The following is a 23,833-nucleotide window of genomic DNA, read 5'->3' as shown; positions in this document are numbered from 1 at the left end:
GGGCGCTCCTTTCAGCGGGCGAGGGCACGCAGGAGCTGCTCGAGCGTGCTGTGGGAGGAATCGATGACCTGGCGCTGCGAAGCGGACAGGGCCTGCTTCGCCTGCTCCATGGCGGCGGGCTTGTCGGTGCGCAGGGGCCAGACGTTGGTGGCCGGGCGCGAGGGTTGTGCCAGGTGCAACAGGAGGGTAGGGGGCGCGGCGCCCAGGCAGAGCACGAGCCGGGGTTGCTGCCCGTCGGACCAGAAGAAGGAAGGGGGTTGGGCGGCCCAACGCAGCAGCCGCGTGGACAGCTCCAGCCAGGTGACGGGCCCCATGTGCGAGGGGTAGGGGCAGTCCAGCATGACGCCGGCCATGCCCTGCTCGCGGTGGCGCTCGCCCGTGCAGGCGGTGAGGAAGGTGTGCAGCGCGTAGTAGCGCCCCTCGGCGGGGCGGTCTCCGACGACGTGCTGGAGCAGCTCCGTGCAGCGCTTCTCGGACAGCAGGGCCTCCCGGAGCCGCTCGGCCACGCGGAGGTCACCGGGCCGCGCGGTGGGCAGCTTCGCCGTGCGCTCCTGCAGTTGGGCAACCTCGAGGGAGGCGGCCTCGCGCAGCAGCGCCTCGCTGGCCCGGAGGAACGGCTGGTGGGTCTCCGGCAGCAGCGAATAACGCCCGGCCACGTCCGCGGCGGGTAGCTCCTGGAAGATGGCCAGCGGAAAGGCACGCCCCACACTGTCCGAGCTCGGCGCCAGCACGCCCACCAGTACCGAGCTCTCGCCGGGTGCGGTGAAGACGAAGCTGACGGGAGTGGTGGGCAACGCGCTCCGGGCCCCGTGCAGCCGGCCGGTGCTCTCCTCCATCCAGCGGAAGAGGTACCGGGCCAGGGGGCTGGCCGCGTTGTGCCGGACGAACTCCGCGTGGCGCGGAGCCTTGCCCAGCATCCCGATGTGAGGCGCCTGCGTCATCCTCAGGGGGCTCCGTTCGTGCTCACCATCTCGATGCAGCCCTTGCCCCCGCGGGCAATCCCCAGCGGCGGCGACAGGCCCGGATCCCGGAAGATCTGCAGCAGCCGGGAGGTGTTGTTGCCCGACAGGCCGAAGAACGGGTTGGCGGTGCGCTCGGGCCGGAAGTCGATGGCGACGAGCGCTCCGTTCATGTCCTCGATCTCCCACACGGCGGTGAAGAAGCGGCCGTCACCGCTGGGCTCGATGCGCTTCACGCGCTCGAGCAGGCGGAACAGGCCCCACTCCCCGGGCTCGTCGATGTCGGCGGTGGCCCCGGAGGCGTTCTCCACGTGGATGTGGGCGCCCAGCTTGCCGGCCTGGCCGGGCCAGCTCATCGGCTTCCAGACGTTGTCCGGGCCGTTGCGGTAGAGCTCGTCCGTGCCGTCGATCGTCAGGGTGATGGCGGAGATCTCCGACGGCGCCGTGTCGGGCGAGGTGCCCGCGCGCACGCGCACCTGGAAGCGGACGAGCGGATCCACCGTGTCCCCCGGGAAGAGGGTGGTGGACAGGTTGTTCGCCTTCTCCAGGAAGGTGAGCAGGTCGTCGCGGTACATCTCGCGCGTGTTGAGGTTGGAGAACGTCCACTTGCGGCCGGAGGTGATGACCTCGTCGGCCAGGTGCTGCTGGAGGAACTTGCGCAGCGTGCCGCCCGAGGGCCGCAGGAACTCGGAGAGCTCGGCCAGGGGCGCGTCCTGCATCGACTCGCGGACGAACGGGTAGCGGTTGGCCATGAGCGCGTTGAGGGGCCTGGCCACGGCCTCGCAGAAGTCGTTGCTCTTGTTCTGCGCCACGCCGGCGAAGACGATGGAGCGCATGTCCTGGAAGGGCGGCAGCAGCAGCTTCTCCAGGATGGGGACGTTGCTCTCGTACTTCTTGACGAGCATGGCCACGCTCTCGCGCGTGGTCTTGATCTTCTCGAGCAGCGCGCCGGACTCCGAGGGCTTCTCCTTCACGCCCAGCAGGGCGTTGAGCACCAGCGCGAGCTGGTCCTGGTAGAAGTCCTGCGCCGTCAGCTGCTCCTCACCGTCACCCGAGGGGGACTTCTCGTTGCTGAAGCGGATGAGCGTGGCGAACTCCTTCTCCACGTCCTTGGGACCGAGCGTGTACTCGCCCGTGGCCGCGTCCGGATCCACCAGCTTCTTCTCGTCCTGCTTGTCGGGCGGCAGGACCTTCTCGAGCATCTTGCGCGCCGTGCTCTTCTCCTCCTCCTTCGGCGTGCGCACCAGCTGCACGTTGTAGGCGAGCGCCCGGAACAGCTTGCCGAAGGCGGGCGGCTTGCCGCGCGTGAGGCTCTCGAGCAGGGCCTGCATCTGGTCCACGTCATCCGGAGGCCGGACGGTGATGGAGTTGAGGAAGTCGCGCCACTCCTGGATGTACTGCTGGTAGTAGCGCGTGCGCAGCTCGGCGCGGGACTGCTCCTCGTCCTCCTTGGCGTCCCGGTCCAGCACCCAGGCCTCCTTGTTCTTGAAGGCGGACTCCAGGCGCGAGCGCACCACCTGGTCCCAGGCGGTCTTGGTGAAGGCGCCGCGGACGCGCTTGGTGGCATGCATGGCGGGCACGGCACCGACGATGTCGTCCAGCGTCTGATCCGGGTACTCACGGCCCACGTCGGCGACGATGCGGTCCATCTCCAGCGTGGTCACGGGGACGCGGTTGAGGGCCCGGCGCGCGGCGCGCACGGTCTTCGTGTCACGGGCGAAGCCCAGCTGCTCCGGGTCCGCCGCCAGCATCTGGATGTACGTGCGGGCGTGACGGCTGATGGCCTGCTGCAGGTGGGCCTCTCCTCCCGCGCCCTTCACGTGCGTCCAGTGCCGCACCATCTGGTCCACCAGCCAGTCCTGATGGGCCTCGTCGAGCGACGGCTCCCGCTGGGCGTGCGGCCAGGTGATGAGCAGGTACATCTTCAACGCGTCGAAGTGTTGCGCGTAATCCTCGGCGCCGGGCTTCCAATCCGGCGAGTCCTGGTTGTCCGAGAAGATCTTCAGGTTCTGCTCGATGCGCTCGTACTGGTTGCCGAGCAGCACCCGGCGCAGGGCGGTGTTGTAGAAGGACTGCGCCTGCGGGAAGAGCTTGTCCCCCTGGTACATGCCGAAGCGCAGCCAGAAGGGGACACCCTCCGCCTTGTGCTTCGTCAGCTCCTGGAGCCGTGCCTGCAGCGGGGACAGGTCCTTCATGCGCGCGATGTCGTCGCGGGCATCGAGCTGCACGGCGGTGATGGCATCGCGCACGTCGCGCGCCAGCGACTTGTTCTGGAAGTAGGAGACGATGGGCAGCACCAGCATCAGGGCCGCGGCCGTGAAGTAGGTGGCCGTGAGCACCAGCTGCCGTCTGCGGTAGCGCTGCTCCTCGATGGAGCTGCGGACGGCCATCTCCTGGTCCTGGAACATCACCTTGGTGAAGATGTCCCACAGGAAGTAGCTGCGGCCTTCCGCGCTCGTCTCCTGGGGGCGCGAGTCCCCGAAGAACTCGCCCGAGGAGTTCGCCAGCCGCTCCATCGGCTTCACGTCCTGGGTGCCGCTGGTGAAGTACAACCCGCGCATCACCGGCGTGTCCTGGTACACGTTGTCCAGGAAGAGCGGCTGGATGAACTCGGCCAGGTTCTTGCGCAGCGAGTCGAACTTCTGGGGGAACTGGTAGATGTTCTCGCGCGACTCCAGCCGGCGCTCCTGGCCCAGCCGCTTGAGCGTGCGCTGCTCCAGCACCGTCACCAGCTCGTCGAAGCGCTCCAGCAGCAGGTCCGTGGAGGCCTCCGCCTGCGCGTTCATGGGCGAGGTGAAGCCCCAGATCTGCCCGCGCTCGGAGCGCGTCAGGTCCGCGTACATCTCCGTGAAGCCGGGGATGAGATCACACTTGGTGATCATCAGGTACACGGGCACCAGCGTGCGCAGGCGCGAGGTGATCTCATCCAGGCGCTCGCGGATGCTCTGTCCCAGCTCACCGGCGACCTGGGGATCCACCCCCATCAGCTCGCTGACGCTCACCGCCACGATGAGGCCGTTGATGGGCCGCTTGGGGCGGTACTTCGTCAGCGTGTCGAGGAAGGCGAACCACTCGGGCTTGTCGTCCTCGCTGCTCACGTAGCGGCCGGCGGTGTCGAGGATGACGGCCTCGTTGGTGAGCCACCAGTCGCAGTTGCGCGTGCCGCCCACGCCCCGTACGCCGCCGCCCTTGGCGGACAGGTAGGGGAACTTCAGCCCCGAGTTGCGCAGCGCGGTGCTCTTGCCCGCGCCCGGCGGTCCCACGATGAGGTACCAGGGCAGCACCGCGAGCGCGTCCTTGCGGCCCCGCGACAGCTTGGAGGTCTTGAGCGCCTCCACCGCCTTGGAGAACTCGGCCTGCATGGCCTTGATCTCCGGCTGCAGGTCCGGCCGGACCGTCTTGATCTGCTCCTCGGCCTGCTGCTCCAGCGCGCCCTCGAGCTTCTTGGCGGCCTTGCGCGCCTTCACCTTGCCGACGATCCACTTGCCGAGCGCGAACAGCAGCAGCAGTCCCGTGGTGGCGAGCCCGGTGAGGAGCGGAGGCATCCCCAGCATGGAGATCGCTCCCCACGCCAGGCCCGCCAGCGCCGTGATGACGATGGCCCAGATCATTGCGTGCCTCCGCCGTTGGTGGCCACGTGGAGCTTGATCTCGTTCAGGAAGGTCTCGACGCTGCCATCCAGACCCAGCATCAGCCCGCCATAGACGAGCAGGGCGAGCATCATCGCCCCCAGCGAGATGACCATCGGCGAGAGCCTGCGCTTGCCGGTGAGCATGGACTCGGTGGGCCGCTCACCGTGCGGCGACAGCACGTCGTAGTCGAAGGGTTTGGCGCGCTCCAGGTCCTTCTGGACCGAGTCGATGAGCGTCATCAGCTCCAGCTCGCCGCCGCGGATGCGGTAGCGGCCCTGGAAGCCGAAGAGCATGCACAGGTAGTAGACCTGCAACACCTCGGCGCGGTGTGGATCCTTCCGGATGCCCTGCAGGCGGTGGAAGAAGCCGTCACCGGCGACGTTCTCGTTGAAGTACTGGAGCTGCAGCAGGTTGGTCATCCAGAACGAGCGGTAGGGCTCGGGCCGGGTGAGGGCGGCCTCGTCGAGCAGGGCGACGATGGCGTAGGCCATGTCCTGGGCGTCCTGGTGGCTGAAGCCCAGCACGGCGGCGCGCCGCAGCATCTCGTCCACGACTCCGCGCAGACGGTGGTGCAGCACCTCGGGAGGGGGGACCGAGGCGGCATCCGAGTTGCGGATCCGGATCGCCGCGTCGAAGCAGTCCTTGGTGGCTTCGGTGACTCGTTGCATGGCGTGGGGTCGTCGTCAGCGGCTGGCGGTGGGGACGGCGAGCAGCTCCACCGTCGTCTGTGCGGCGTCGAAGGGGTGCGGCAGGTAGAGGGCCAGCGTGCGATCCCGCATCGCGCTCCTCCAGTAGCCGTCCGAGGTGAAGAGGGAGAAGTAGAGCGTCCCCGGCTGGATGGGCACCTCGGGCGGGGGACGGTAGTTGACCTGGATGGGCACGCCGGGCGAGGCGGCCTGCACGATGCTCTGGATGTCCACCCAGCTGGCCAGCTTGGCGAGCTTGGGCAGCTGCTCGGCCACCACCTTCTCCGGCAGCTCGCTGCGCACGGAGAGGAAGAACTGGCCGCAGCGATCCAGCCGCTCGTCCTCGAGCTTGCCGCGGTAGAGCCGGTCCTCGCCGGACTGCATCGCCACCGAGAGGCACTGCTCGAGGGCCACGGAGCGCAGCAGCGACTGGAGGCGGCGGAAGAGCTCCTCGAAGGTGGCGCGCAGCTGGATGAACTGGAAGGGAGGCAGCGTGGTGGGATCCGCGTCCGCCACGAAGGTGCTCAGCTGCCCGGCGCACTGGCTGAGCGCCAGGTAGAGGGCGTGGGGCCGCATGTTGCCCGCGTCGATGGCGTGTTGCAGCAGCGGGATGATGCCGTTGAGGGAGCTGAGCTCCAGGAAGAGCGTCACGTCCGAGGCGGTGAACTCGAGAGCCGAGGCGTCCCGGTGCTTGCGCCGCGAGGCGAGCTGGCGCTGCTTGGCCACGATGAGCCGCAGCAGGTTGCGCAGCTCGCTCATGATGTAGGGCGAGGCGTCGATGCGCAGCGTGGGCGGGATGTAGTTCTCGACGAGCGTCAGGCTGCCGGAGCGGTCGCGGGACAGCTCGGCGATCTTGATGGCGTCGTAGTCCTCGCGCGGCTCGGTGCCGAAGAGCAGCTTCACGTTGCGCTGCGCGAAGGCCACCGGGACGATGGAGGTGGACGAGGTCAGGTCGTTCACCGGCCGGTTGGTCGGGGTGAAGCGGGGGTTGCCACTGGTGCGCTCGCTGCCGCCGTAGCTCTCCACGCCGCTGCGCTCACGCGGGACGCCCAGGTAGACGTCCAGCACCTGCTGGGCCGGCGGGAAGGCGCCCTCGGTGGGGCGGGACGGCGGGGCCTCGGGGTCTCCGTTCTGGAGGGCGAGCGGCATGCCATCGGGGAGCACGCCGTTGAAGTGGCGCAGCTGCACGCGGCCGGCGCGCAGCGCCTCCATGTCGAACTCCAGGGAGAACACGCCCCAGGGGTACGGCTCCAGCGCGCCCAGCCGGAGATCCAGCAGGTTCTCGTGGTAGAGGTCGAGCTGCTGCATGTGGTGGGGACTCATGAACATCCCCTCCGACCAGACGACGCGTTGCGCGTTCTTCATGCACTCCCCTTGGGGTGGGATGGCACCTCGGCCGCGGACGGGACGGCGGGAGCCGGCTGCGTCAGCGAGAACTGGGTGCGAAGGATGTCGATCTGATAGCCCTGGAGCCGGTAGCGCAGCTGCACGTCACCGGGCCTGGGCTCGCCCTGATCTCCCGCGGGCCGCTCCACGCAGAAGGGCTCGGGCACGGGGTCCAGGGCGGACACGGTGCGCCACGAGTATCCGAGCGGCTGGCGGAAGTGGCCCATGGTCAGGATGAAGCGGGCCTTGGGATCACGCTGGATCCACCGCTGGAACTTCTGACCGGGGGCGACGGTGAACTCGGCCACCGCCAGCAGGTCCTCCCCGAGGAACTCCTTGGGGCGGCCCCACAGGTCGCGGAAGCCCGCGCGCTCCAGCTTCGCGCTGTCCTTGAGCTGGATGACCTGGACCACGGTGGGCAGCGAGCGCCCGCGCGGATCAGGATTCACCTGGTCCGAGACGTCCAGGACGACCTGCATGGGGGGAGGGGTCTCGCACGGCTTGGGCGCGATGCGCTTGGCGCACGAGGTAGCGGCGGTGGCCGCGAGCAGGAGCGAGAGCAGAGCTCCCCTGCCGCGACGACTGGAGCGGACAAATGCCTCGGGGCATGCGTGTGGCTGCGCCTTCACGAGTCCTCTTCGCACGTGCGGTAAGCCCCCCACAACAGGTCGGATTGGCGGGGTGAAACCTGCCAGAGTGTCCGACAGGCTGCAAGTCCACGATCAGTGCGTAAGGGATTCCCGAGCGGCGGGACAGACCTGTAGCGCTACATACGGATGTGTTGGCGCAGTCGAGGCGTTGGTCCCACGAGATGACCGTGGTTGAGGATCATTTCCTGCTAGAGTGCCGCCGCTTGTTGACCGGCGGATCTACGCTGTGGCGCAGCCGTACTGCGCCACGACACACCCGAAGCGGGGGAGCCATGGGACGAAGGATTCTCGCGCTTGGCGCACTGGTGCTGTTCCTGTTGTTGCCGGGAATCGCGGCCTTCGCGCAGACGACTGCATTCAAGCCCTTCGAATTGGAGCGTCTGGACCTGAATCCCGGAGCGGAGGGCTCGCTGGTCGTGGGAACGGGGGAGTTGCTCGAGCCCGGGCATTTCCGCCTCTCCGCGGTGGGTCATTACGCGCACCGGCCACTGATGCTGTTCCGGCAGGGGAAGCCAGAGGAGGCCGTGAGCGGCCGGGGGACGATGCATGTGTCCGCAGCCTATGCGTTGATGAATTGGTTGCAGGTAGGTGTCCAGCTACCAGTGGTGTTGTTGCAGAATCTCGGACCGGGCGCTCCGGACCCGGATGCTCCGAAATCCTTCTTGCTGGGCACACCCACGGTGGGGGTGCGTCTGGGGCTGCTCACCCAGGACGCACAGGGCGGGTTCGATGTGGCGGTAGGGGGGGATGTTGGGCTGAATGTGGGCAACGAGGCTGCGTATGCACGGGATGATGGGCTGCGTTACCTGCCGAGGGTGATGGTGGGGCGGCGCTTCGGTGCATTCCGGACGGCGCTGGACGCGGGAGTGATGATTCGCCCGGGAGGGCGTATCACCGACGCGGGTTCCGAAATCCAGGATCAGCTGGGCAACGAACTGCGCATCGGTGCGGCACTGGTGTCGACGGGGCGCCGGATGCGGTGGGAGGTCAACGTCCGGGGCATGGTGGCGCTGTCGAAGCAGCCAAGCTCGGTGGAGCTGATGCCGGGGGTGCGCTACCTGGTGAACCCGTCGCTCGAGGTGTTCGCTCTTGCCGGCGTGGGGGTAGGCAAGACGCCGGGGACGCCGCTGTTCCGGGTACTGGCGGGAGGCTCTTTTGGAAATGTGATGCCACGCCGCGGGCCTGGCGAATCTTCCGTCAGGTGCGAGCTGGGACTCTCCGTTTCCGCGGAGGAGTGCCCGGACATGGATAGCGACAAAGACGGCGTGCTCAACATCTCCGATATGTGTCCCACCGAGCAGGGGACGCCGGATCGCAAGGGCTGTCCCCCTCGGGACAGTGATAGCGACGGCATCGAGGACACGCTGGACGGGTGCCCCGCGGAGCCAGGTCCCGCGGCCAACCAGGGTTGTCCGGTGCCCGATGATGATGGCGATGGGTTCAAGAACGACGACGACAGCTGTCCGTCGGAACCGGGCCCCGATCGGGGCTGCCCCGTGAGGGACCGGGACAAGGACAACATCCCCAACGATGATGACGCGTGCCCGGACGAGCCCGGTCCAATCGAGCGCAAGGGCTGCCCGGAGGACGACTCGGACAAGGACAGCGTGCCCAACCGGGTGGATAGCTGCGTCAACCAACCTGGCCCTGAGAGCAATCTGGGCTGCCCGGAGCACGAGACTCCGCTGGTGTCCATCACCGCCAGGCAACTCGAACTCCGCGGCAAGGTGTACTTCGAGGCCTCGCAGGCCCGTATCCAGCAGCGCTCCTTCTCGGTGCTGGATTGGGTGGCCAGGGTGATGAGCGAGCACCCGGAGCTTCCTCGGGTCGTGGTGGGGGCGCATACGGACGACCGTGGCCTGGGGGATGAGAACCAGCGGCTGTCCCAGCGGCGCGCTGAAGAGGTGCGGCGTTACCTCATCGGGAAGGGCGTGGCCGCTGAGCGGTTGGATGCCAGGGGATACGGTTCTGACCGGCCCATCGACAGCAACGCCACGTCCGTTGGCCGCGAGAACAACCGCCGGGTGGACTTCTTCATCATCCGAGACAGCGAGGCTGGCTCGGTGGCACCTCAGCGGTAGGCGAGTAGCCGGTCTTCCGCCTCGTGCCTCCTGGGGAGTGTTTTTCCCGGGTGGCACGGGTGGGGACCACTGGCGGGCGTAGGGCCTGCTGGCCTGGTGGTGCTCGATGCCCGAGCCAGCGGGCTCTTTTGAAGAGTTGCAGCCGTGGCTTGCGGCGCGTCTGGTTTGGGCCACCAGTCATGAGCGCGAAGGGCAGCCGGCTCTTGCGGAATGATGCACCCCCGCGTGACCCGCGCGTCCGCTTGAGGCCCGAACTCCAGGGTCGCCAGGAGGCTGGCTCGCCACCACTGGTGCGGGAGGCTCACGCAACCGCGAGGCCTCACCGCTCATCCATCGGGGTGGAGCACGGAGCGGCAGGTGGGCGGAGACAGGCGCCTGGCCCATCTCCGACACCCGCCGCCACGTTACTGCCTGTCCGCCGTCTTTCCCCGGCGCCGGGAGGCCTTGTCGAGCAGGAGCCCGAACAGCCCGAGCAGCCACAGCGCTGGAGACTGTGCCGAAGTGGTGGAACAACCCAGTCCTCCGCCCTCGGCGCGGATGTCACGGCCCAGATAGACGCTCCAGCTGTAGCCTACCTCCCGCCTGTTTCCAGCCTCGTCCACCGCATAGACGTTGAGTGTATGCGGTCCTTCTTCGAGGTCGGCGTACGACACGTTCGTGCCGCACTCCACTGGGTCCTGGAGGTCCAGCTTGCACTGGAAGGTGACGCCCTCCTCGTTCGTGATGAATTGGAACGCAGCGGTTCGGCTCGCGGTGTTCTTGTCTGGCCCGCTGATCTGCACGGAGGGGGGTTGATTGTCCATGAAGAAGCTGACAGGCACGGACAGCGTCCCCGGATTGCCAGCCCTGTCCGTTGCCTTGAGGGTGACGGAATGGAGCCCATCTTCCGGTTTGCGTTCCGCCGCGACGGTGAGCTGCCATGTTCCCGACGCGGTGACTGTCGCTGTTCCGATGGGCGTCCCTGTTCCTTCAGGATCATCGACGTAGGCCGACACGACGCTGAAGGGCTCCCCAGCCGCCGTTCCCGTCAGGAGGAGATCCTTGTACCGCCTCCCCGCCGAGGGGACATTGAGAACGGGCGCGGCGGGTCCCTGGGTGTCCACCGTCCAGGAGACCACCGCGGGGTCTGTCTCCTCATTGCCGGCTGCATCGATGGCCTTGATCCGGAGCGTGTAACTCCCGTCCGCGAGACCCGACATCAAGTGGGAACTGGACCCGGAGCATTTGGACACCACGATGGTGCTGTCCGGCTTGGTCAGTTCACATTGGAAGTCGGGAGTCTGGGATTCGGTCGGCGTGGCGAACTTCACCGTCGCGTAATTGACTGCCACCCAGTCGCCCGGCTTTTCCGTGATGAAGGTGTCGGGATTCGTCTTATCCACCACCCATTCGTTCCGCTGCCGCTCGGCCTCGGAGGTCTCGGCATTCGTCGTCGGCGAAACGGCTTTCACGACGAACACGTGGGGGGCTTCGGAGAGATCCGTATAGGTCTTGATGCAAACCTGCGGCAGCTTTCCATCTGAAGCGGGTTCCCATCTGGTGCACTCGCAGGGTTTGGCCCACTCCGCGGAATCGAGATCCTTCTGGCAGTAGATATCCAGGCCCTCTTTGTTCGCGCGCAACTGGAAGGTGATGTCCGTCTGTTGCGTGGAGCTACCCCCGGTGGGAATGGAGGAGCGGTTCAGGATGAAGACGACGGGTTGGTCCGTATCCACGGTCCAATTCCGCGTGGCCGGGTCGAGGGACTTGTTGCCGGCCATATCCGTCACCCACACCTTGAGCTGATAGGTGCCCGAAATCGCCACCGAGGAGAGGAATGGGTTGGTGCAAGGCACGAGGCTGTTGTTGATCGTGCACTCATAGGCCTGCACACGCTCCGAAGTGTCGAAACCGAAGGCGAACTCCTTGGAGGCGGTGATGGTGCCCTCGGTTGGGCGTCCGGTGACCGTGGCGGTCGGGCGGATCAGATCCAGCTCGAAGAAGATCGTCTGCGGATCACCGATGTTGTTGGCCGCATCCACTGCTCGGGCTTCCAACGCGTAGGAGCCGCTCGCCAGGCCGGGCCAGTCCTTGGTCCAGGTTCCGGACGTGACGGTCACCAGGGATTCCATCACCGCCAACGCCGGGTTGAGGGGGATCAGCTTCAACTGCACCTTGGCAACAGGACCCGTGGTGTCATTGGCACTACCGGTGATGCTGAGCTTGCCATTCGGCACGGGTTCACCGGATACAGGTACGTCCCTGACCTCCGTCAGGAGGGCCCGGCCAATGCGCATGCCACTGACCGCCGGGGTTGTCACTGTACCGGATGCTGACGTCGTCACGACCGCGATGGCCGTCGGCTTGTCTGGCCTGGTCGCATCCACGTTGAAGCAGTAGGTGGCCGGTTCACTTGGGTTGCCGGCCTCATCCGTCAACGTCGCGGTCAAGGTATAGGCGCCGTCAGTCAAGGGCGTGCCGGTCGGCGAAACGCTCCATGCTCCCGAACCGTTCACCACGGTCGACGGAACGGTAGAGGAGGACACCAAGGTCACGTTCACGGTTCCTCTGGCTTCACCCGTTCCCTGGATCAACGGCTGTCTGGTCGTGACGAAGACGCCAGACGCGGCACAGCTGGCGTCAGGTGCCACTCCGCCAACGAAGGTGACAAAGGGTGCCGTCGGTATCCTGGTGTCCAACCTGAAATCCAGCGTGGCCGTGGTCGTGTTGTTCGCCGTGTCCTTGGCCTTCACCTCCAGCGAGTAGTAGGTGGTGTCCGTGTTGGCCGGTTGTGCGAGGTTCACACTCCAATTGCCCGACCCATCAGCGGACGTCACTTGGTCCGCGGGCGAACCCGGGCCGATCTGCCGCACCGTAATGCTGCTCAGCGCCTCCGCCGTCCCGCTGAGGGAGAGGCTCGAAGAGGACAGGTCGGGCGTGCCGATGAGCATGCCCGACGCCGGCGACCTGCTGCTGGCTCCCACTCTGGAGATCACCAACGCAGGAGGCGACACATCCACGCTGAAGCTCTTGCGCATTCCGGCCTGCTCGTTTCCAGCCAAGTCGAAGGCCGTCACGTCCACATTATAGGAGGCGCCGTCCGTCAGTGGGACGGACGGAACGACCTTCCAACCTCCCGAACTCGAGGTGGTCTCGAGGGTTTGGCTCTCCGCGCCGGTTCCCGTCCTGCTCAGCGTCACGACCACCTTGTTTCCGTTATCCGCCGTTCCCTCCAAGACCGGCCGCAGTGAATTGGCGGGCACGGTGCCTCCTGCCGTCACTCCTCCCACTGTCTGAAACACGGGAGTTGCCGGTAGCTTGGTGTCCAGACGGAATGTCAGGGTGATCGACGGTGGGCTCGTGTTGTGCGCTCTATCCTCAGCCGACACCGTGAGCGTGTAGGTGGCGGTCTCCACGTTGGAGGGTTGGACGATACCCACCCGCCACTTGCCCAGGGCATCAGTGGTGGCCGACGCTGGGGGGAAGGTACCACTCGGACCGTTTTGCTGGACGGTGACGGTGCTTCCCGGCTCCGACCTTCCGCTGATGTAGAGCTTGCTGGTGACAGCCTCCAGGTCAGGCAGGCCGATGAGCATGTTTGGGACTGCCTCTCTCGATGCAAGCAGATCCACCAGGGGATTCGCCGGAGGCGTCCCGTCCACGGTGAAGGTCTGGACCGTGCTCTTCGGGCTCTGGACCCCCTGATAGGCGAAGGCCGCCGAGACTTGATACACACCATCAAAGAGGTCCTGCGGCATCTTGAAGGAGAAACGGCCGCTGGCGTCGGCGACCGTGCGTCCCACTTCCACACTGCCCTGATAGATGACCACCTGACGCCCCGCATAAGCGGTGTCACGTCCTCCCGTGAGCGTGGGCCTTCGCAGATTGGTGTACCCGCCATCCGCTGGGGCCACCGGGTCCAACGTGGGTGCCAATAGTGTTGGAAACGGACCCGGAAGCGAAGAAACGGAGCCTGTTCCGCCACTTGTGGCACCCACCGTTGTGCCTGAGCCAGGAAGACCGCCAGACACTGTCGCGATCGGACTGGAGCACATCTCTGTCGTGCCCATCTGGTAGAGCACCCGGCCGCCACCGCCGCCTCCTCCTGCACTCGGCGTGGGCGAAGCTCCAGAGTCTACGTCCCCTCCGGCTCCTCCTCTGGCTGTAATGATGGTTTGGTTATTACAGTTGAGGGTACCCGTCAGTCTCACGAGGATGGTGCCTCCCGCCCCACCACCACCACCACCGTCCGCTGGGTCGGTTAGCACTAACCTGTTGCCGCCAGCAGTACCTGCTTTGCCGGATACACGGATGGAATTGGCACTCTCGAGGGTCAGACTTGCTGCCCGAATGAAAATGATGCCGCCCCCACGTCCGCCATTAGACTGACCAAAGGAGAGCCGTGTTCCGTGGCCACTTCCGCCGCCGCCTCCAAAGGTGAGGCGATCGAGCAGGGAGTAGAGCAGAGGCACTCCTCCCATTCCTCCGGTGGTGCTCGGTCCACCGTTACCACCCAGCGCGGCGTTTCCTCCGCCTCCTCCGCCCGAGACGGGACAGTTGCCTCCACCGCCTCCGTTCGCAAAGTTGCCGCGACCTGCTCCTTCATTGGCACCAAGGTCGCCGGATGCGGCGTAGCGCGTGCTGTCCACCCCTTCACCCTTCTGGGCATAGTCTGGGGACGAGCCAGAATTGGTCGTGCAACTGGTGGAGGCTGCCGAACCATTTTTATACACTCCCCCGCGAAATCCCAATTCACTGGCATTGATGATGCCGGCGTTGGTGCCGGTGCCGGTGACGGTGACAGCTCCATCGGCCAGGAAGGCGATGACGCCACCCGATCTGCCATCCCATGTCTCTGCTGTGATTTCCTTCGAGTTGCCCACAGTGACGGTGCTGTATTCGGGCACGCGGATGACTTGGGTGGCGGTGACCGGGTACCCGTGCATGAGCGGCGCCGTGAGGGTCAGCTTGCTGGTGCTGGCTGACGCCAGCCGAGCGAACTCCCACCTTCCGACATTGTAGGCCTCGAGGTCGACAGCCGTGGTCAATCCAGTCGGGATGGGAGGCACGGCGCCGGTCGTTTGCAGGACCATCACCAGATCGCCCGTCTGGAAGGCAGTGTCTGCTGTATTTCTCCCAGTCTCATTGCCTTCCCGCACGCCGCTGATGAGGATCTCCATGTCCCCAGGAGCCAGCGGATTCGTGACAACATGGGCGTAGGCGTTGACGATCGAGGGATTGCGCGCGTTCAGAGCGCCATCCCTATGGGTTCCCAGACCGAACGTGTCCGGTTCCGCCACGGCGACGCCAGATGCGAGGAGCACCAGGAACAACAGTGCCCGCGTATACACGTATCTCATCAGTTCGTGTCTCCGGCGCCCCGCGCCTGGATTGAGGTGGTGGTCATCCACTGATCGCTCCTCGCTCAGCCGTATGAGCGCTGCTCGGTCTTCGTTGGCCCCCCCAGGGGCAGATCCAGGACGCGAAGTTACCCCAGGCGAGCCCCCGGTTCACGCGGGATGCTCGCCCGGCCACCCGTCACGGAGTCCGTGGCGGTAGTGGGGAAGGCGTCAGGGGGGATGAGTGGGGAGACCTGCCGATAGGACGGGCTCGTCCCCCAGGAGGCCCGAGTGTGGGGGGCCTCCTGGCATGGTGGGGCTGGAGCCCGTGAACGCGTGTTACGGACAGTTGGTGATCGGAGCCCCGGAGTTTCCGGTGTTTCGCGCGTCGTGCTGGTACTTGGGCCAGGGGGCATTCTTGTCCAGGCCCGGGCTGTCCACGACGAGCGCGTACAGCCGGCCGTCGAGGGCGGGCACGTACAGCACCCCCTTGGCCTGAGCCGCTGGGGTTCCATCTGCCTGGCGTGCGCAGTCCAGCGATGGCGTCGCCTGTGCGCGTCCAACGCTGTCGCTGAGCTTCCAACGCAGCGTCAGGTTGTTCGAACTCCAAGCCGACACCTCGCCAATGCCGGCGGCCGGTCCTGTCGCGGAGGCGGCATAGAGCGCACCGCCAGCGCCCAGGACCGGGCCTCCCGAGAAGCTTCCCGCGTTCGGAACGCTGATGCGGGGGGCCGTGGCGAACAGGTCGATCGCCGTCAGTGGCGCTGAACCCGTCGCGGCCTCATGGCCGAAGAACAGGACATTGCCCGCTCCGAGGGCCAGGTTGCGCACCGGCGCTACTCCCGAGAAGGAGGACGGATAATTCCACGCTGGATTGTTGCCCCGCTCGGCGTCGAAGGCCTGGATTCCTCCCGAGTTCGACGAGTTCTCTCCCTGGGCGGTCAACAGGTAGGTTTCCGTGCCGGTCTGCGCGAAGGCCATGCCCGTCACCGGAGCCCGCGGCTCCGGCACGGAGTAGCCTTCCTTAGCACGACTGCTTCCGAGTTCGAAGTTCAGGGCGGTGATCATGAACTGTTCGAACGGCGGATCCTGAGGGTAGGCAACGCTGTAGTAGACATCGAGGCCCCTCGAGAGCACGCTCGATCCAGGCATGGTGCCGAAAGAGCCAAGGCTGCCACACCGGTTGACGTCGGGCCCGAGAATGATCACCGCGCTCCCATGGGAGAAAGCCATTGCGGTTTCGGTGGCGGGAAGACCCGGACCGAGCCTCGAGTCGAAGAGCGTGGTGCCTGAGCGGATGGGCCCCCAGCCGAGGTTCCGGCCCGCCTCTGGACACTGCGAAGTCGTATTGCCGGTGATGCCATTCAGGCTGAACAGGACCCCCCCAGAAGTGGCGGGAGCGGCTCCCACGTAGATGCGCTCGGTCCCATCGGGGGCGCGACCCACGGTTGGGCTGCCGCTCACCGGACCGAGTGGCGCCTCCCATTTCGGAGTGCCCTCGGGGTTGAGCGCGAACACCTTCCCGTTGGTGCCGCTGGTGCCGAAGTAGACGGTCCCCTTTTCACCGATGGCGGGGGTGCTCACGATGGGCCCGGACGCCCCATCGAACGCCCACTTCCAGCGCGTGACCGGGATGCTCCCGCTGGCCGAGCGCTCGTTGCCCACCCGGTCCTTCACCGCCAGTTCGATCTGGAAGGTGCCGCGGAAGGCCTCGAGCCCCGGACGCCACAGCGGCACGTCCACCGCGCCGCAGTAGGCCTTGGTGCACGGGGTCACCTGCCTCACCGCGAGGTCCGTCACGTCCGTACCGCCGTTGTGCCCCCGGACCACCACTCGCGGGCTCGCCGGATCGATATCCGCTGAATCCGATTCCACCAGCACCGTCACGGTCTGGTCTCTCACCCATGCGGAGCCCGCCATCGGGTCCGCATAGCTGAAGCCGTCCTTGGGCGTCGCGGGCTGCGCCTCGGGCACTTGAACCGCCAACGCCGGCGCCGTGCGATCCACCGTCACCTGCACCGAGCGGGTCGGCCCCCACGACGCGGGATGGGCCACCTGGAGGGTGTACGTTCCTTCTCCCGGAGGAGGGGTCCACTCGGCGCTGTATGTTCCCTCCCCCGTGCGTGAGAGCGTCACGGTGGTGGGGGTTCCTCCGCTGGCCGGAGTCACCGTGAGGTTCAGTTGCGGCGGGTACACGGGGTTGGCACCCGACTCCAATTCTAGCCGGGCCTGGATCTGTACAGGCGCACCGCCCACCACGGCGTTCTCCCCCAGCGTCAGGATCTTCAGCTCCGAGTAGCGGGAAGAAAAGCACTGCTTCACTTCGGTATGGCAGAAATGCTGCTCGGGGCACTCTGCGTCCTGCTCGCAGCTGCCCTTGATGTCGCAACCCTCGAGCGCCCCCAGCGCTAATAGCGCTCCAAAGACCTTGCGCAGCTTCACGGTAACCTCCAAACCCTTTGACGAATCAGACGCGGGGATAGCATGGTAGAGGCGGTCTACGCAGCCTCCATCCGTCCACCCGGTCCGCACTCCGGTGACAGTCTCGCCTCAAGCATCCATGAGGGCCACTCCGTGAGCCGCTCCATTCCTGTTCGCTCTTCCCCTTTGCTCGTCATCACGCTCCTGCTCTCCCCGCTGGCCTGGGGCCAGCCGAAGCCGGAGTCCGTTGTGCTCCATCCCTGTATCGTCACAGGGGAGGCGGGCGTCAAACCTACTCCCAGTGACATCAAGAGCCTCCAAGGGGCGTGCGCCAGTGCGGTGCAGGCCAGTGTTGCGGAGGTGGTGTCCCCCGACGAGGTGCGTATGTTGCCGCCTCGGGGGAAGGCGGGCTGTGTGAGCGAGCAGAACCGCGAGAGCTGTCTCGGCGAGCTGGCTACAAGCAGCGGCGCCAACCGGGCCGTGCTCGTCACCCTCACTGTCGGCAAGAAGGAGATCACCAGCATCGAGGGCGTTGTCGTCAGTGCTGGGGGGGAGGTGCTGTACCGCCAGAAACTGACGGGCGACAAGGAACTCTCCACACCGAAGGATCCCAAGAAACGCGCCCCGAAGGTCTTCACCCCCATCGCAGTTGGAGAGCTGAGCAAGCAGATGCGTCCCCATCTGCTTGGCGCGAAGCGCTACTCGGAGTTGCGCATCGAGAAGCCCGCGCAGGACAGCGTGGTGTCCGGCGGGGAGGTGTTGGTGGAGGCCCTGTTGGTGCTGCGCAAGGGGGTACAGAACCACCCTTCGGAGCCTCAGCAACTGGTCTTCACGGTGGCGCGCGGCGGTGATGAGGCGTCGACGACGCTGGCCCAGAAGGAGGCGGCTGAGAAGGGCAAGTTCAGCACGGTGTGGACGCCAACCAAGGCGGGGGACTACCTCATCCAGGTGGCCTACCCGGTGGGGGGGTTGAGCGCGACGGTGCGGGTGAAGGTGGTTCCGGAGTGCTCCCCGGGATGCAAGGAGCAGCAGCTGTGCACGATGAAGGGGTGCGTGGACTGCTACTCGCTGAGTCTCCAGAAACCGGCGCAGGGCGCTGAGTTCAAGGTTTCGGAGAAGGTGGCGGTGGAGGCCCGGTTGGAAATGCGTGAGGCTTGTACACAGCCCGCTCCAGGGCAGCTGGACTTCACGGTGGCGCGCAGCGACGGCGGGGCTTCGACAGCACTGACCCTGAAGGAGAAGGAGACGGAGAAGGGCACGTACATCGCTGAGTGGACGCCAGCTGAGGCGGGCGAGTACACCCTCCAACCGGCTGCGGGTGGGGTGCGTACGACGGTGCGGGTAAAGGCGGTCCGGACATGGAAGACGCCGGTAGGCATTGCCTCGGCGGGAGTGGGCTTGGTTGGCGGGGGGGTGTTGGCCGCCATCTTCGCCAGCCAGGGCGGCACTGCCCATGATGAGCTCGCGAAGTTTTACGAGAATGGTGCTGCTCCGGACCCCAGTCTCAGGGACGAGGTTGCGCGCTTGCGCAGTGACATCGAGCGCAATCGCACGCAGGCTCTGGTGAGCGGCGCGGTGGGAGTCGGCCTCATCGGAGTCGGTGCCGCTCTGTGGTTCATCGATAAGCCGTCGGAGACCAAGGCGCCGGGCTCTGCTTCGCTCAGCATTGGCCCCGGTGGCGTGGGCCTCCAAGTGCTGCTCCCGTAGCAAGTGGGCGCAATCCCTTGATTAAAAAGGGGCGAGGCTTGTTCGCCTCGCCCCTTTGCTTTGCTACACCGTCCCGTTGCTCAGTTGGGCCGGACGGGCGTCTCGGGACCCGCGGCCACCGCGGCCCCCTCCGTGGGCTTCGCCTCCGACGTCGGCGTCTCGGGGCCGGCGGCCACCGCGCCCGCGGGCGTGTGCGTGCCCTTCACCGGCGAGTGCGCCGCCAGCTGCGTCATCAGCGCCGTCATCCGCCGCGCGAAGCGGTTCGGATCCTCCACGCTGCTGCCCTCGGTGAGCAGCGCCTGGTCGTAGAGCAGCTCCACCCACTCCGTCACCTGCGGCGAGGCCGGCTCCTTCTCCTGCAGCGCCTTCAGGTGCTCGACGATGGGGTGCGAGGGATTCACCTCCAGAATCCGCTTCACGCGCGGTACGCTCCGGCCCCGCTCACGCAGCAGCCGCTCCACGTAGGCGTGCGAGCCGCCCTCGGGCACCACCAGGCAGCACGGCGAGTCCGTGAGCCGGTCCGATACCCGCACCTCGCGCACGTGCTCCTTGAGCACCTCCTTCATCCGGTCCGCCAGCGGCCCCAGCCCCTTCGCGCGCTGCTCCTTCTCGCGCTTCTCCTCCTCCGTCTCCTCCAGCTTCAGGTCCGCGTGCATCGCCGACACCAGCGGCTTGTCCTGGAACTCCCTCAGCCCCTGCGTCGCCCACTCGTCCACCGGGTCCGTCATGTACAGCACTTCGTACCCGCGCTTCTTCAGCGCCTCCAGGTGCGGCGAGTCCACCACCGCCTTCCTCGTCTCGCCGAAGATGTAATAGATGGCCTTCTGGCCCTCCTTCATCCTCGACACGTAGTCCGCCAGCGAGGTGAGTCCCTCCTCCCGCGAGCTCTCGTAGCGCACCAGCGCCCCCAGCTTCTCGCGGTGCTCGGTCTCGATCGCCAGCCCCTCCTTCAGCACCGTGCCGAAGCTCTTCCAGAACGTCCGGTAGTCCTCCGGCTTGTCCTTGGCCAGCTTCTCCAGCATGTCCAACGTCTTCTTCGTCACGTGCTTGCGGATGGCCTGCACCACCGCCGAGTCCTGCAGCAGCTCGCGCGACACGTTCAGCGGCAGGTCGTCCGAGTCCACCACGCCCCGCACGAAGCGCAGCCACTGCGGCAGCATCTCCTCGCACCGGTCCATGATGAGCACCCGCTTCACGAACAGCCGCACCCCTCGCTGCTGCGGCGTGTTCAAGTCGAATGGCGGGTTCTTCGGCAGGAAGAGCAGTCCCGTGAAGACCTGGTTGCCCTCGGTCCGGAAGTGCGTCCACGCCAGCGGCGCCTCCCAGTCGTGCGTCAGGTGCTTGTAGAACTCCTGGTACTGCTCGTCGGTGATCTCACTCTTCGAGCGCTGCCACAGCGCGCTCGCCTTGTTCACCACCTCGAGCTTCGTCTCCGTCTTCTTCTCGTCCCCCTCGCCCGTGGTCTTCTTCACCTGGAGCTTGATGGGGTGGCTCACGTAGTCCGAGTACTGCGTCACCAGCGAGCGCATACGCCACTCGTCCAGGAACTCCTTCTGGTCCTCCTTCAGGTGCAGCGTGATGGAGGTGCCGCGCGTGGCGCGCTCGGCCGGCTCCACCGTGAAGGAGCCCTTCGCGTCCGAGGCCCACTTCCAGGCCGCCGGGTTCTTGCCCGCCGCCCGGCTCACCACCTCGACGTGGTCCGCCACCAGATAGGCGCTGTAGAAGCCCACGCCGAACTGGCCAATCAGGTTCACGTCCTTCTGGCCCCGCTGCGCCACCAGCTCCAGGAACTCGCGCGAGCCCGAGTGCGCGATGGTGCCCAGGTTCTTCACCAGCTCGTCCCGCGTCATGCCGATGCCGGTGTCCTCGATGGTCAGCGTGCCCTTCTCCGCGTCCGGAATCAGGCGGATCTCCAGCTCGGAGGCCCCCTCGAGCAGCTCGGGCTCCGTGACGGAGCGGAAGCGCAGCTTGTCCAACGCGTCCGACGCGTTCGAGACGAGCTCGCGCAGGAAGATCTCCTTGTGGCTGTAGAGGGAGTTGATGACCAGGTTCAGGAGCTGGTTGATCTCCGCCTGGAACTTGTGGGTTTCCCGCTGGGTGTCGACGGACATGTCTCCTCCGGGCGCCCATCGCGGGGCGCGATCGCCCTCCCTGTAACCATGGAAGACGGGTTGTCCAGCGGCGAAGACGGTTTCCCGGGGAGGATCGCTCGGGGGGCGGCGGCGGAGGAGGCCCTGGCGCGCCTGCCCGCCCACCTCCTAGGCTGCGCCGCCTCGGACTCCGGGAGGACAGCGTGGACACGACGGCGCCGGACTTTGGCCCGCCCCAGGGCGAGCGGGAGCACACCCAGGCGGAGGACATCCGCGCCCAGTCCTTCGCCCTCACCCCCGAGGACGCCCGGGGCTGGCAGCAGAAGGTCGAGGCCGGAGAGGCCTGGCTGCGCGTGCTGCGCGAGGGGGGCTCGGTGGCCGCCACCATCGTCCTCATCCCCATGGGGCAGTGGTTCAACGGGCGCCGGGTGCCCATGGTGGGCATCGGCGGCGTGGGCGTGGCCCCCGAGCGCCGCGGCCAGGGCACGGCCACCCGGCTCATGCGCACGGCCCTCCGGGAGCTGCGAAGCCAGGGCGCTCCCCTCGCCAGCCTCTACCCCGCCACCCAGCCGCTCTACCGGCGCGTGGGCTTCGAGCAGGCCGGCTCACGCCATGAAATCCGCGTGCAGCTCCATGGGCTCGACTTCCAGGAGCGCACCCTGGCCCTGCGGCCGGTGACGGAGGCCGACATGCCGGCCCTCCGCGATGTCTACCGCCGCCATGCGCAGCGGCAGCAGGGGTGGATCGACCGCTCGGCCTATACCTGGAGCCGCGTCACCCATCCCAAGGGGGAGACCGCCTATGGCTACCTCGTGGAGGGCAGCGCCGGTATCGAGGGCTATGTCTATCTCACGCGGCGGGTCGTCTCCCAGGGCATGTGGCAGGAGTTGAACCTCCCCGACATCGTCGCGCTCACCCCCGCCGCGGGCCGGCGGCTGCTGAGCTTCCTCGGCGACCACCGCTCCATGGCCCAGGAGGTGGTGTGGCGCGGCGGACCGGCGGACCCTCTGCTCTTCCTGCTGCGCGAGCAGACGTACGAGGTGAAGCACCTCCTCCATTGGATGCTGCGGCTGCTGGACGTGCCCGCCGCGCTCCAGGCCCGTGGCTACCCGGCCGGGCTCTCGGGGGCCCTGCACCTGGAGGTGGACGATGACCTCTTCCCGGAGAACCGCGGCCGCTTCGTGCTCGAGGTGGAGAACGGCGAGGCCGAGGTGCGCCCGGGCGGGGATGGGGATGTGAAGCTGCACGTCCGGGCGCTCGCTCCGCTCTACAGCGGCTTCCTCTCGCCCCTGGCCCTCCTGAGCACCGGGGCGCTCGAGGCCGATGAGTCCGCCCTGCGCACGGCCACGGCCATCTTCTCCAGCCCGCCGCCCGCCATGCCCGACATGTACTGAGTCAGGGCACCCACGGGCCGAGCCCCGCCGGGGCTCCACCGCACGCCTCGCGCAGCCGGGCGAGCGCATCCTCATAGCCGAGGGACTCGGCGGCCTCCTTCACCGTGGGCGAGACCCAGTCCCTCCAGGAGCGCAGGACGGTCACGTGGCGGCCCTCCTCCGTCTCCGCCTCGGAGACGTGCACGAGCAGCCGCTCCTCCAGGGCCTCGCGTCCCTTCGTCCACTCGCTGTTCTTCTCCAGGCGCACCTCCTTGTCCCGCTCCACCGCCGTCAGCAGGGCGCGGGCCTGGGCGGACAGCCCCTCCAGCGAGCGGCGGCGGCGCGAGGGCTCCATGGCCACGCGGTACACCACCGCCCACAGCACCGGGTCCACGAAGGCCACCTTGCCCTCCACCAGCCGCACCGCGAGCACCTCGTCCGAGGCCCTCAGCATCCGGCCGAGCCGGTACATGAGCCGGCCCTTGGCGTGGTGGCGCCAGCTGCCGTGCACCTCTCCTCCGGCCACGGCCTCGACGAGCGAGCTCATCCCCAGGGCCGGCACCTCGGTGATGATGCGCTTCGTGCGGATGAGCTCCAGTGCGTCGTGCTCGGTGCGGACCACGTGGGGGCGTGCCTCGCTCTCAGCCCTGGTGGCCTTCGTGGTGGGCGCGGCCCTGCTCCTCGTGCTCGTGCGCGCAGCCACAGGTGGCCGCCTCGCCCTCCGTGCCCTGGGCCTCCCCGCTCCTGGCGTGTCCGCAGTGCGGGCAGCTACACCCGGCGGCATGGCCCTCCGTGGTCTGCGCGCCCTCCTGCGCCTTGTGGTCGCAGCTGCACATCTTCGCTTCCGTCTCGCCGCTCCGGGCCTCCGTCCGCGTGCCCGCGGCCGGGGTGCTGGCACAGCCGAGCAGCGCCGTGGTGGAGAGGGCCAGGAACATCGTGCGTACGCTCATGACAGGACTCCTTGCTGGGTGCAGGGGGGTGGAACGCCGAGCATGCTCCCGGGCTCCTGTCCTCCCACGGGCGGATACGCGTGGGCGTCTTGTATTGAACGCGGTCCACCCTCCGAGGCCGCGTGGTAGACAGGCCCTCCTGGAGGTCTCCATGGCTCGCAAGACGCTGCACTCCGACAAGGCCCCGAAGGCCATTGGTCCCTACTCGCAGGCCGTCGAGGTGGGCCTCGGGAGGATGGTCTTCCTCTCCGGTCAGACGCCCATCGACCCCACCACCGGCGAGCTCGTCCAGGGCAGCGTCAAGGTCCAGACGGCTCGGGCCATGGACAACCTGCGGGAGGTGCTCGCGGCCGGTGGCCTGGACTTCTCCCACGTCGTCCGGTGTGGCGTGTTCCTCGTCGACATGGCTGATTTCGCCGAGATGAACGAGGTGTATGGCCGCTACTTCCAGGGGACTCCCCCCGCGCGCACCACCGTGCAGGTGGCGGGCCTGCCCAAGGGCGCGCGGGTGGAGATCGATTGCATCGCGGTGGTTCCGCCCACTTGAGGGAAGACCCTCACCCCGACCCTCTCCCAGAGG

14 protein-coding genes are annotated in these 23,833 nt (G+C 67.1%); 4 read left to right on the top strand and 10 right to left on the bottom strand.

Features of this window, described 5'->3' with window-relative positions; all coding sequences use genetic code 11:
• Positions 1-11: 11 nt before the first annotated feature.
• Genes tagF through tssJ form a run of 5 tightly spaced genes read right to left on the bottom strand, consistent with a single transcriptional unit; the run spans position 12 to position 7,175 of the window.
• Positions 12-941, bottom strand: coding sequence for a type VI secretion system-associated protein TagF (gene tagF, locus AC16DP_RS23405; RefSeq protein ID WP_329726644.1), 930 nt, complete (start codon positions 939-941; stop codon positions 12-14).
• 2 nt (positions 942-943) lie between these two features.
• The gene (gene tssM / locus AC16DP_RS23400; RefSeq protein WP_329726645.1) at positions 944-4,570 is read right to left on the bottom strand and encodes a type VI secretion system membrane subunit TssM; all 3,627 of its coding nucleotides are present in this window, start codon (positions 4,568-4,570) and stop codon (positions 944-946) included.
• Positions 4,567-5,259: a DotU family type IV/VI secretion system protein gene (locus AC16DP_RS23395; protein ID WP_329726646.1), complete on the bottom strand. Its 693-nt coding sequence runs from the start codon at positions 5,257-5,259 to the stop codon at positions 4,567-4,569. Before AC16DP_RS23395 ends, tssM begins: the two co-directional genes overlap by 4 nt.
• Before the next feature lie 15 nt (positions 5,260-5,274).
• Positions 5,275-6,642, bottom strand: a complete 1,368-nt coding sequence (gene tssK / locus AC16DP_RS23390; protein ID WP_329726647.1) for a type VI secretion system baseplate subunit TssK — start codon at positions 6,640-6,642, stop codon at positions 5,275-5,277.
• Positions 6,639-7,175, bottom strand: a complete 537-nt coding sequence (tssJ, locus tag AC16DP_RS23385) for a type VI secretion system lipoprotein TssJ (protein WP_483956863.1) — start codon at positions 7,173-7,175, stop codon at positions 6,639-6,641. The genes tssK and tssJ overlap by 4 nt, the downstream gene beginning before the upstream one ends.
• Positions 7,176-7,585: 410 nt before the next feature.
• Between tssJ and AC16DP_RS23380 the strand changes: the two genes are divergently transcribed.
• Positions 7,586-9,394, top strand: coding sequence for an OmpA family protein (locus AC16DP_RS23380; RefSeq protein WP_329726649.1), 1,809 nt, complete (start codon positions 7,586-7,588; stop codon positions 9,392-9,394).
• A gap of 404 nt (positions 9,395-9,798) precedes the next feature.
• On the opposite strand, the gene agmC is transcribed toward AC16DP_RS23380, so the two are convergent.
• Together agmC and AC16DP_RS23370 are read right to left on the bottom strand one after the other, a co-directional pair.
• Positions 9,799-14,733, bottom strand: coding sequence for an adventurous gliding motility protein AgmC (gene agmC / locus AC16DP_RS23375; protein ID WP_329726650.1), 4,935 nt, complete (start codon positions 14,731-14,733; stop codon positions 9,799-9,801).
• A gap of 318 nt (positions 14,734-15,051) precedes the next feature.
• A complete protein-coding gene (locus AC16DP_RS23370) occupies positions 15,052-17,154 on the bottom strand; it encodes a PQQ-binding-like beta-propeller repeat protein (RefSeq protein WP_329726651.1) in 2,103 nt (700 codons plus the stop codon).
• Positions 17,155-17,547: 393 nt separating this feature from the next.
• Here AC16DP_RS23370 and AC16DP_RS23365 point away from each other — a divergent pair, with 393 nt between their 5' ends.
• Entirely contained in the window at positions 17,548-18,840 is a 1,293-nt protein-coding gene (locus tag AC16DP_RS23365) for a hypothetical protein (protein ID WP_329726652.1), read from the top strand.
• Positions 18,841-18,920: 80 nt separating this feature from the next.
• Here the strand turns inward: AC16DP_RS23365 and htpG are convergent, their stop codons facing one another.
• Positions 18,921-20,951: a molecular chaperone HtpG gene (gene htpG / locus AC16DP_RS23360; RefSeq protein WP_329726653.1), complete on the bottom strand. Its 2,031-nt coding sequence runs from the start codon at positions 20,949-20,951 to the stop codon at positions 18,921-18,923.
• A 182-nt stretch (positions 20,952-21,133) separates the two neighbouring features.
• Between htpG and AC16DP_RS23355 the strand changes: the two genes are divergently transcribed.
• Positions 21,134-22,324, top strand: coding sequence for a GNAT family N-acetyltransferase (locus AC16DP_RS23355; protein WP_329726654.1), 1,191 nt, complete (start codon positions 21,134-21,136; stop codon positions 22,322-22,324).
• Position 22,325: 1 nt separating this feature from the next.
• Here the strand turns inward: AC16DP_RS23355 and AC16DP_RS23350 are convergent, their stop codons facing one another.
• Both AC16DP_RS23350 and AC16DP_RS23345 read right to left on the bottom strand, forming a co-directional pair.
• The gene (locus AC16DP_RS23350) at positions 22,326-22,925 is read right to left on the bottom strand and encodes an RNA methyltransferase (RefSeq protein ID WP_329726655.1); all 600 of its coding nucleotides are present in this window, start codon (positions 22,923-22,925) and stop codon (positions 22,326-22,328) included.
• A 19-nt stretch (positions 22,926-22,944) separates the two neighbouring features.
• On the bottom strand, positions 22,945-23,253 hold the full coding sequence (locus tag AC16DP_RS23345; protein WP_329726656.1) for a hypothetical protein: 309 nt from the start codon (positions 23,251-23,253) through the stop codon (positions 22,945-22,947).
• A gap of 151 nt (positions 23,254-23,404) precedes the next feature.
• Between AC16DP_RS23345 and AC16DP_RS23340 the strand changes: the two genes are divergently transcribed.
• Positions 23,405-23,800 carry a RidA family protein gene (locus tag AC16DP_RS23340; protein ID WP_329726657.1) on the top strand — a complete coding sequence of 132 codons (396 nt, stop codon included), beginning with the start codon at positions 23,405-23,407 and terminating at the stop codon, positions 23,798-23,800.
• Positions 23,801-23,833 lie beyond the last annotated feature (33 nt).

The sequence above is a fragment of the Archangium sp. genome (assembly GCF_057119385.1).
The sequence above is the reverse complement of the archived record's forward strand: the minus strand, read 5'-3'. Positions and strand labels throughout refer to the sequence as shown.